Origin of the sequence: Helicobacter sp. UBA3407 (assembly GCF_949747025.1) — a bacterium.
GTDB lineage: Bacteria > Campylobacterota > Campylobacteria > Campylobacterales > Helicobacteraceae > Helicobacter_D > Helicobacter_D ganmani.
Map to the genome: position 1 here is coordinate 1 of NZ_CATKCB010000080.1, position 9,629 is coordinate 9,629.

Genomic DNA, 9,629 nt, shown 5'->3' on the forward strand with positions numbered 1-9,629 from the left:
CTAAACGTCTTTGCACTTCCTCACAAAGAGCATTGTGGTGCTCTAAATATTCTTTGTGTGTCATATTGCCATACGCATTTTGGTGGGATTCTCTCAATCTATCGCGAAACACTCTTGCATCTTTGACTTTCATTTCTTGCATACGTTTATGAATCTCCATTCTATAATCAGGATAATCTTTTGGCGCAACTTTTCCGGATAACTTAATTAATTCTTCATTGCTTGCTTTGGAATAATCCGCCGCTAGTGCGCCTGAAATCAAAGTGCTAATCAAAGCAAGAGATAAGATAGTTTTTGTTTTCATTGTTTGCTCCTTAAAATTTTTTGAACAGCGGAATTATAATTTGTGAGTGTGAAATCAGTGTGAAGTTTGTTAAATTAAACAGAGGGGGCAGAGATTTTGTAGAGTTTTTTCCGCTCGCTTGAGCTTGCAATATTGAGTTGCGCTCGGTATTTGGTAATCGTGCGACGCACCATTTTAATATTGAATTTTTCCTCAATGAGTTCTAGGATTCTATTATCGCTTAGTGGTTTTTGCTTGCTTTCGTTTTTGACTAAATCCGCTACAAAGTCTTTAATCGTTGTATTGGCAGTCTCTTCATCGATCGCAGTGGCAAAGAAGTTTTTGAGCGGAAAGATTCCGCGAGAACATTCCAAAAATTTATTGGAAATCGCACGCGAAATCGTGCTAGGCGCGTGCCCAAATTCTTCAGCTAAGTCTTTAAGTTTCATTGGCTTGATTTCACCACCTTTAAAAAACTCATATTGATATTCCACAATCATTAGTCCGATTTTGTACAGCGTCGCCTTTCGCATTTCAAGTGCATCTACAAGGTCGCGCGCCTCTTTAATTTTGGTTTTGATAAACTCATCTTTGAGCTTGATTTTGTCTTCTTTGTTTTGTGTTTGGATTTCAATGGTTGGATAATATTTTTCATTAATTTGCACTTGAATGTTGTTTTTTTCCTCCAAAACTAAAATATCTGGAATGATTGCGGATTCTTTTTGGAAAAAATCAAGTGCAGGTGGATTTTTGAAACTTTGAATTATTTTCATTGCTTTTTCGTAGAGTGGAGCATTTTTATGCTTTGTATGGTTTTTTAAATCCTGCAAAATCTCTTGCGTTAGGGTATAAACTTCACTTGGAACATCTAAATTATCTAACTGAAAACAAAAGGATTCCATCAAATCAAGTGCTGCAATGCCCGGTGGGTCAAGATATGCAAAACGTTTGCGCACTTTTTCAACCTCTGTTGCGCTAATAGGGGCATTAAGCATCTTGCCACAAGCCTGTGCAATTTGCTCACAATCTCCATCAAAATAGCCTTCTTCGTTGAGGTTTTCAATGATTTGTTTAGCAATCTCTTGAGAGCTTCTAGTGGGAAATAATGGTGGCACGATTTGTCCATTTAAGGTTACTTCTAGAGATTCCTCTTGAATGCAAAATTGTTCTATCGCATCATTCTCTATACTAGAGCCTTTTACGCCTCTTGAAATTTCTTGTTGTCGCTTTTTTTGAGCAGAGCTTTGAGAGCTGAAATCTTGTGCAATGTTGGATTGGACGCTAAAATAGGGATTCTCTTTACTGAATTCTCCTAAAGTATCCTCTAAATCACTCATTCCGCTTTGTAAAATTGGAAGCCAACTTTTGAGTGTAGAGGAGAGCTTTGCCTTGAGTGTGGTTTGGGTTTGGGTGCGTAGTTTCATACTTGGAAATTCTCGCCTAAATAATGTTTGCGGACAAGTTCATTTTTGTAAATTTCGTTAGAATTTCCGCTTGCAAGCAAAGTGCCTTTGTTGATGACATACGCACGATTACAAACACCAAGTGTCTCACGCACATTGTGGTCAGTGATGAGAACCCCAATGTCCAGTGAAACGAGTTTTTTAATAATATTTTGAATATCTAACACAGCAATAGGATCAACTCCTGCAAAAGGTTCATCTAATAAAATAAATTTTGGCTTTTTGACAAGAGCACGCGCAATTTCTACGCGCCTCCTTTCTCCTCCGCTTAAATTGACGCCTTTGCGATTCCGAATCGGCTCAATACTAAAATCTTCCAAAAGCTCTTCAATGCGTTGGTTTCTTTCATTTTCATTGCTTAAGCACACTTCTGCTGCAATCAAGAGATTTTCCTCTACACTTAAATCTTTAAAAACGCTAGATTCTTGTGGCAGATAGCCGATTCCGAGTTGTGCGCGTTTATGAAGGCTTAAGCCTGTGATTTCTTGACTATCAAAGCAAACTTTGCCACTACTTGCTCTTAAAAGTCCGCAGATGATATAAAAAGTCGTGGTTTTGCCCGCACCATTTGGACCTAAAAGCCCTACGACTTCACCGCTTTGCACGCGTATAGAAATCTCTCTAATGATGTTTGTTTTTTTGATTGTTTTGCTTAGGTGCATTGCTTCTAATGTGTGCATAAACTTTCCTCAATACAATATTTTCTTCCTTTGGATTCAATATGAATGATAATTCTCCAAAAGGGCAAACCAATTTGTTTTAGAATTTTAGCTAAATTTTCATCTCCCCATTCAATAAAATGCCAACCTTCCTTTTCAATTTCTTCTAAAAATCCTAGCGCAAAGAGTTTCTCCAAATCCTTATTGTAAATATCATAATGATAGATTTGATTGCCATACTCTAATGCGGTTAAGAAAGTTGGCGAAGTAACCTTTGCCTTGCTTCCTAATGAGGCAACCATTGCTTGAATCAATGTTGTTTTACCGCTTGCTAAGTCGCCACTAAACAAGTAAATACCACGATGATTTTTCAAATCCAAATATTCGCAGAGTTTAGGCAACTCTTTTTTACTTAAAATCCATTCCATTTTAATATCCTAACTTATAATGGATTTTGGGCGCACTTTGATTTGCTTGATTTCTAACAATTCTTTTGCACTTTGTAATAAAGGCAATTCTAAAGCTGCATTGACTTCGGCTTGTATGTCTTGTGTAGCCTGATGAGATTTGGTAGGGGTTTGAGTGGCTTGGGTGGATTCTTGATGTGGATTGGTTAGTGGGGCTAAATCCATAGAATCCAAAGACATAGAAGTAGAGTTTTGAGCTTGCGCTTCTTGTACCTGCGGAATTTGCTGCGAAGTGGAGGATAGGTTTTGGTTTGGATTGCTAATGGATTTGATTTGTGTTTGGATTCCAAAAACTTCCAAAACAAGGTTTTTAATAATAGAATAGCTAGTTTTAAGCCTCTCACGATTCTCACCGCTTGCGGAACTTTCCCAAGTGAGTGTATGGTCTATGAATGAAACAAAACGAATCTCTTGAGCAAATATTTCTCCCAATTCATAATTTCGTTCATAGATTTTTTGTTGGAGCAGAGCAAATAAATTCAAGGCATTTTCTTGGCTTGGTTCTAACGAATTTTTGGCAATTTCTGTTGGTTGGGTGGGCGTGGGTGGAGATTCTTTAAATGTTGTAGCTATAGAATCTGCGGGAATGCTTTGCAAATCTTTTGTTGTCTGTTGGTTTGGGGATTGCGTGTTTGGAATTTGTTTGGGTAAATTTTCAAACAAGCCTTTTTCTAGGTTTTGAATCGCTATATCAATTGCTTCTATTTGGAGGGATTCTAACATTTTAAAAAAGGTAAGCGTCAAAACAAATTCATCTTCAGAGCCTAAGAATAATAATTCTTTGGATTGGGTTAGAATCCGAAAGAATCTGTCTATCAACAAAGGATTGTAACGAGAATCCTCTCCCTTTAAAAGCTTGTCTTTTAAGAAAATACTCATTTCATCTAAAAGCATTTCGGCTTCATATTCAAAAAATGCTTCAAGCTCACGCAATAAAAGATCTCTGTCTTGCTTGAAAATGCACTCAAAAAGCGCGTTGAGGCTTTGGGGATTAATAAGCCCTAACATATTTGCGCAAGAATCAGAAGTGATGTTGTAATTAGAATAAATAATCACTTGATCTAGTAGTGTTAAAGTGTCGCGCAAAGAGCCTGAACCGCTCCGAATAAGCATATTTAAAGCCTCGTCTTGGTAAGTGATTTGTTCTTTTTGAAGAATGTTTTTTAGGTGTTCCAAAATGCTTTTATCTGAAATGCGTTTGAAGCGAAAATGCTGTGTGCGACTTAAAATCGTCGCAGGAAGTTTCAGCGGGTCTGTGGTGGCAAGGATAAATTTCACATATTCTGGTGGTTCTTCAAGTGTCTTGAGGAGCGCGTTAAAGGCTTCTTTGGTAAGCATATGCACTTCATCAATAATAAAGATTTTAAAGCGTCCCATATTGGGGTGGTATTTTGTCTGTTCTATTAAATCGCGAATGTCATCAATCTTGCGGCTAGACGCACCATCTAGCTCTATGATGTCAATATGACGCATTTTGTGAGGATTGGCTGCAACGCAGTTTGCACATACACCACAAGGTTTTGCACACGGACCATTTTCGCATTGTAATGCCCTTGCGAAAATTCTAGCACTAGAAGTTTTGCCACTCCCGCGCAAGCCTGAAAATAAATAAGCGTGGGAGAGTCGTTTGCTGCTTAATGCTAAGGAGAGAGTGCGACTGACTGCTTCTTGTCCGATGAGTTCATCAAAATCCATTGGACGATATTTCAGTGCTAAGGCTTGTTGTTCCATAATTTTTGCTATCCTAAGTTTAAAAATTTGAATTCTACACAAAGCTAGCCTAAAAATTTGTTAATCAGCCAAATTTTAATTTCTCAAATCTAAATCTTAGATATAATGTAAAATCTACTTTAAAGGGATTCTATGTTTAATGTGAAACGCAAGCCAAGCGTGCTTGGCGGGACAATGATTATTGCTGGGACGGCAATTGGAGCGGGAATGTTGGCGTTACCCACGATAAGTGCGGGAATGTGGATTTGGTATTCTTTGGGATTATTAGTGCTGACTTGGTTTATGATGCTGCTTTCTTCCCAAGCTTTATTGGAAGTAAATCTGTATTATCACCCCGGTTCAAGCTTCCATACGCTTGTGCTAGATAATTTGGGTAAATTTTGGAATCTCGTTAATGGTTTGAGTGTTGCCTTTGTGCTTTATATCTTGATTTATGCCTATGTGAGCGGAGGCGGTTCTATGGTGGTGCATATTTCGCTCGTTGCTTTTGATTATGAACCTCCTAAACTATTGGCAAGTTTATTGTTTGCGATTCTGCTTAGCGGTTGTGTTTGGTGGAGTACTTATCTTGTGGATAGATTCTCTGTGGTGATGATTGGGGGAATGGCTTTAACCTTTGTCTTTGCTATGAGTGGTATGTTAAGTGAAATGAAAATGTCTTATTTGCTAGATTTAAATCACGATAATAATCCTTATGGAATCTTTGTGTTTGTAGCATTTTCTACTTATCTGACTTCCTTTTGTTTCCACGCAAGCGTGCCAAGTCTCGTGAAGTATTTTGGCAAAGAACCCAAAAAAATTAACAAATGTTTAGTCTATGGTACATTGATTGCTTTTGTGGCTTATGTGATATGGAATATTGCGTGCGATGGCAACATTGAACGGAGCGATTTTAAAAATGTAATTGCTGCGGGAGGCAATGTGCGCCACTTGGTTGAAGCTGCGAGTTTGAATCTCAATGGAGCATTTTTGCTAAGAATGCTAGAGGGATTCGCGTTTTTGGCAGTCTCTACTTCGTTTTTGGGTGCTGGGCTTGGGTTGTTTGATTATATGGCTGATTTATGTGGATTTGATGATAGCAGATTAGGGCGCACAAAAACTCTATTGGTTGCCTTTGTACCACCGATTGTTGCGGGAATGATTTATCCCGATGGCTTTTTGCTTGCGATTGGTTGGGCGGGGCTTGCGGCGACGATTTGGTCTGTGATTATTCCTGCTTTATTGCTTAGGGCAAGCAGAATCTCACGCAAGGAATTAAGGCAATGCACATCAAATCTTGCTTTGGAGCATAATTTTCGCGTCAAGGGCGGGAGTTGGACGATTTATAGTTTATTGATTTTTGGCTGTGTGGTTGGCGTCTGCCATATTTTGTTTGTGTTTAATTGGTTGCCGATGTATAAATAAGGAGAATACAATGAAAGAATTATTGCAGATTTTTCAATACATTCAAAAATACCACGAGGATAATTTTGATGTATTGTGCTTGACATTGGAGTTTTTGTTGGTAGGACAAGACAAGACTTTGAGTGCAGAATTGTTAATCTCTAAAACAAAAGAGATTCCACAGAGTTTTTATTGTTATCTACAAAAACACAATTTAACGCATAAAATAGCAATTAATTCGGATTTGAATTATAAAAAAATTGTAAAACTTGCGCAGAATCTCAAAGTCAATGCGCAAGAATTAGAGGATTTTATTCAGACTATTGCGCTGCAAAAAACAATTTTAAAACTCTATGATTATGCAACACCAGCAGAGATAAATATGCTTGTGTGTAAGTTATTGCATTTACAAAAAAATGAAAGCATTTATAATCCTTGTTGCGGGGTTGGTTCTTGGCTTTTGAGTTTAAGCGCACATCACAACGAATGTCAATTTTTTGGTGTGGATATTCATCCTAAGCTTATTGAAATCGCCAAAGCACTTGCATTGCTTTTGAAATTTAAAGATTGTCATTTAGAGGTTGCAGATATTTTCAAAGATTTTTTAAATGTGCAAAATAATCAAAAGGAGAGGAGTAATACAAAGTTTGATAAAGTCTTTTGCCATCCCCCTTTGCTTTCTCATCTTAATCTTAAAGCCCCGAAAACTTCGCCTCTTGCACCTTATACAAAAACCTCTCCAGAGATTCCGTTTTTGGACTTTGCGCTTTCAAAATTCAACAAAAAAGCTATTTTTATCATTCGTTCTGTATTATTAAACAAGCCCATAGGGGAACGATTGCGTCATCATCTCGTGCAATCTAAGATTTTAGAAGTAATTATTGAACTACCGACGAATATTTTTCCACATCAAATGGGAGAATTTTGCTTGCTTGTGCTTTCTCCTAAAAATCAACGAATGTTTTTTATCAATGCGCAAGATTTTCACTTAAAAGAGGGAAAATACAATAAACTCCTTAATTTAGAAGAGATAACAGATTTGTGTGCTTTCAAAAGAAATACTAAGATTTCGTGTCTTTTGGATTATCAAAACATAAATTTGGAAAATCTTAAACCCTCTTATTATATGCAACAAGAAATGCAATCTCCGCAAATCAAAGTAGTTTTGGGGGATTTTTTGGAAAAATGTTATCGTGGAACTCGTGTAGAAATGAAACAGGACAAAGAGATGATTGGTTGTTATGATTTAGGGATTAAGGATTTTGAATCTTATGGTGTGAGCAATTCTTTTAATGATTATGCGCTAAAGCCGAATCTTGAGCGTCTGTATGAACTTAGAGTGCAACCTTATGATGTTTTGCTCTCTATGCGTGGAGTTACCCCAAAAGTTGCGATTATAGGCAAGAGTGCAGCGCAAAAGATTGTCTTGCCAAATGCTGGAATCTTGGTGCTTAGAGTGAAAAATTCTGTTGTAGCAAAAGCATTATATTTTTATTTTTTAACTTCCGCGGGTTGTTTGGCGTTGAGTAAAATTTATCAAGATAATAATGAGCGAATTGGTGAAAAAGAAATTAAAGAAATGCTTTTGCCAAGTGGGTTTTTGGATTCGCAAGTTTTGGAGGATTACAATGAATGCTTTTATGAACTGATTGCGCGAGGAGAGCAGATTAAAGCGCAAAAACAAGGAATTGCAAAATTATTGGGCTATGAATAGGATAATCCACTAAATCCGCTTACAAGGACAAGGGAATTCTCGCAAGGGTTTGCGAGAGATGAAATTTCTAAAATTCAGCAAGGAAGAATTTAGTAGAAGCAATCCTAGATTACGGATTGCCACGAAAAGTTAAAGTAATTCTTGCAAGGACGCAAGGACAGAGCCCTGCGTCAAAGACATTAGAATTTATATTTTAATCCTAGATTTCCGCTTAGGTAAGTTTCGTTTTTGTCATCTACTTTGTTTGCAAGGATTTGTTTTGCACCAAGTCCTAGTTCAATGTTCAAAGCATCAGTGATTCCGAAGCTTCCGCCTACGACAATTTGTCCATAAGTTTTAAGCTTATCACTTGCACTTACACTGAAATTGAGAGGAGAACCCACAAAGGAAGCAGTATAATTGTCTCCGTCATTTAGCAAGTATTGCTCAATTTTTGGAGTAGCAAAGAGATAAGAAGTTTCGTTGAAATATTTTCTAGCTTCTAAGCCCACATCTACACTAATAGAATTGTTTTGCATTTTATTGACATTCACAGGCAAGCTTCCACCTTTTTCTGTATAGCTAGGATTGTTTGAATAGTAGTAATTCAAACCTACAAAAGGTTTTAAATATAAGCTGTTTTCAAAATCAATGATTTTACCCACACTTCCACTTAAACCAAAGAATTTTTTATCAAAATCACTTGAGTATCCTTCTCCTAGTTTAGAAGTGTATTGGTCAGTTTGTGCAAGTTGTCCAAATCCGTGAAGATTCAATTCCCAGCTTGGAGAGAGTTTAATATTGGAGTAAATCCCTAGTCTGAAGTTATCGGATTTTTGTTTTGCACTCTTGTCTTTCAAGTCCGCGTCTGCATAAGTGAAATATACACCCATTAGCGCAGAATCGCCTACTTGTTTATCCGCACCTAGTGAGATTCCATAGACGCCACCACTTTCGCCATCTACGATATTTGCTCCACCAAACGCATTTGCCCAAACGCTTCCATTTGTTCTGCGGTAGAAGTCATTATACGCATCGCTTCCCCCTGCAGCTGCGAGTTTCTCACCATAAGGGTTGTGTACTCTTGCGATTCTATCTCCTAATGCCATATCATTAGAAACATTGATTGCAGTGCTTACAGAGTTTGTGAAGTTGGTTACAGAGCGGGCAATGTTATGGGTATCGTTGGTTAAGCCTTTCCATCTTTGACCACCATTCCACACTGCGTCTGTCATAATATCGCCTCTTGCAAGTTCGCTTAGCCCAGATTCTTGTAAAGAATCAAAGATTCCTACTGCTAATCCTGTGTGAGAGCCTACATCGGTCGTGCTTGCGATGAGGTTAATCCCTGCGCGGTTAAGTTTCTCTGTATCTTTATAACCTGTGATTTTGCCTTGTGCGTCTTTGACTGCTACTTGCTTGAAGTATAGTTTTTGTCCATTAAGCAGAGCATTTCCGCCATTGTTATTAGCGTTATATGTTTCTGTGGTAAGCTTTGTGTAAGTGGCTGCGGATTTCTCTGCTTGAATCCATAGAGATTTGCCCTCATTGATTAAAGAGATTTGTTTATCAAATGTTGTTAATCTCTCTTTGGCTGTCTCTAAATCCGTAGTTGCAGTGTTGTAAGCTGTTACTACTTGATTAGCAGGATCTTTCTTGTCTGCATCAGAGAGTGCATTGTAAGCTGCTTGTGCAGTGTTGTAAGCATTTTGTTTTGCAGATATATCGTCTGTGATAACCTTTCTATCTGCCGCATTCCTCTTGCTTTCGTTTGCGTCATTAGAAGCTGTGCCACCCGCAGCGGTTACTTGTGCATCTCTTATGGTGTAGATTCCTTGTAATGTTCCGCCATTAACTTTTGCTTGGAATTTAGCGTCTATGACTTTTCCATTAGCATCTAAGATTGTATTAGCATTAGTGGAAGTATCGCCTGTAAGAGTATTTCTGTAA

At 37.8% G+C, this 9,629-nt stretch carries 8 protein-coding genes; 2 read left to right on the top strand and 6 right to left on the bottom strand.

Going from position 1 to position 9,629, the window contains the following annotated elements; translation table 11 throughout:
• From Q1553_RS01760 to Q1553_RS01780, 5 genes are all read right to left on the bottom strand, one after another.
• A partial coding sequence (locus tag Q1553_RS01760; protein WP_300842707.1) for a DUF1104 domain-containing protein occupies positions 1-304 on the bottom strand: 304 nt, incomplete at its 3' end.
• Positions 305-378: 74 nt separating this feature from the next.
• On the bottom strand, positions 379-1,707 hold the full coding sequence (locus Q1553_RS01765; protein ID WP_115552051.1) for an RNA polymerase factor sigma-54: 1,329 nt from the start codon (positions 1,705-1,707) through the stop codon (positions 379-381).
• On the bottom strand, positions 1,704-2,426 hold the full coding sequence (gene lptB, locus Q1553_RS01770; protein ID WP_115552050.1) for an LPS export ABC transporter ATP-binding protein: 723 nt from the start codon (positions 2,424-2,426) through the stop codon (positions 1,704-1,706). The genes Q1553_RS01765 and lptB overlap by 4 nt, the downstream gene beginning before the upstream one ends.
• Positions 2,414-2,833, bottom strand: a complete 420-nt coding sequence (tsaE, locus tag Q1553_RS01775; RefSeq protein WP_115552049.1) for a tRNA (adenosine(37)-N6)-threonylcarbamoyltransferase complex ATPase subunit type 1 TsaE — start codon at positions 2,831-2,833, stop codon at positions 2,414-2,416. The genes lptB and tsaE overlap by 13 nt, the downstream gene beginning before the upstream one ends.
• 9 nt (positions 2,834-2,842) lie before the next feature.
• Positions 2,843-4,603, bottom strand: a complete 1,761-nt coding sequence (locus Q1553_RS01780; protein ID WP_297571572.1) for a DNA polymerase III subunit gamma/tau — start codon at positions 4,601-4,603, stop codon at positions 2,843-2,845.
• Positions 4,604-4,735: 132 nt separating this feature from the next.
• On the opposite strand from Q1553_RS01780, the gene Q1553_RS01785 reads away from it, so the two are divergent.
• Positions 4,736-6,007, top strand: coding sequence for an aromatic amino acid transporter (locus Q1553_RS01785; RefSeq protein WP_115552047.1), 1,272 nt, complete (start codon positions 4,736-4,738; stop codon positions 6,005-6,007).
• A 10-nt stretch (positions 6,008-6,017) separates the two neighbouring features.
• Positions 6,018-7,700: an N-6 DNA methylase gene (locus Q1553_RS01790; protein WP_300706559.1), complete on the top strand. Its 1,683-nt coding sequence runs from the start codon at positions 6,018-6,020 to the stop codon at positions 7,698-7,700.
• Positions 7,701-7,879: 179 nt separating this feature from the next.
• Here Q1553_RS01790 and Q1553_RS01795 read toward each other — a convergent pair.
• The coding region (locus tag Q1553_RS01795; protein WP_300842708.1) for an autotransporter outer membrane beta-barrel domain-containing protein at positions 7,880-9,629 on the bottom strand (1,750 nt) is incomplete at its 5' end.

What these genes read in the sequence shown, in the direction of transcription:
- Q1553_RS01765 (WP_115552051.1), bottom strand. Translation starts at nt 1,707, where the DNA reads ATGAAACTACGCACCCAAACCCAAACCACACTCAAGGCAAAGCTCTCC.
- lptB (WP_115552050.1), bottom strand. Translation starts at nt 2,426, where the DNA reads ATGCACACATTAGAAGCAATGCACCTAAGCAAAACAATCAAAAAAACA.
- tsaE (WP_115552049.1), bottom strand. Translation starts at nt 2,833, where the DNA reads ATGGAATGGATTTTAAGTAAAAAAGAGTTGCCTAAACTCTGCGAATAT.
- Q1553_RS01780 (WP_297571572.1), bottom strand. Translation starts at nt 4,603, where the DNA reads ATGGAACAACAAGCCTTAGCACTGAAATATCGTCCAATGGATTTTGAT.
- Q1553_RS01785 (WP_115552047.1), top strand. Translation starts at nt 4,736, where the DNA reads ATGTTTAATGTGAAACGCAAGCCAAGCGTGCTTGGCGGGACAATGATT.
- Q1553_RS01790 (WP_300706559.1), top strand. Translation starts at nt 6,018, where the DNA reads ATGAAAGAATTATTGCAGATTTTTCAATACATTCAAAAATACCACGAG.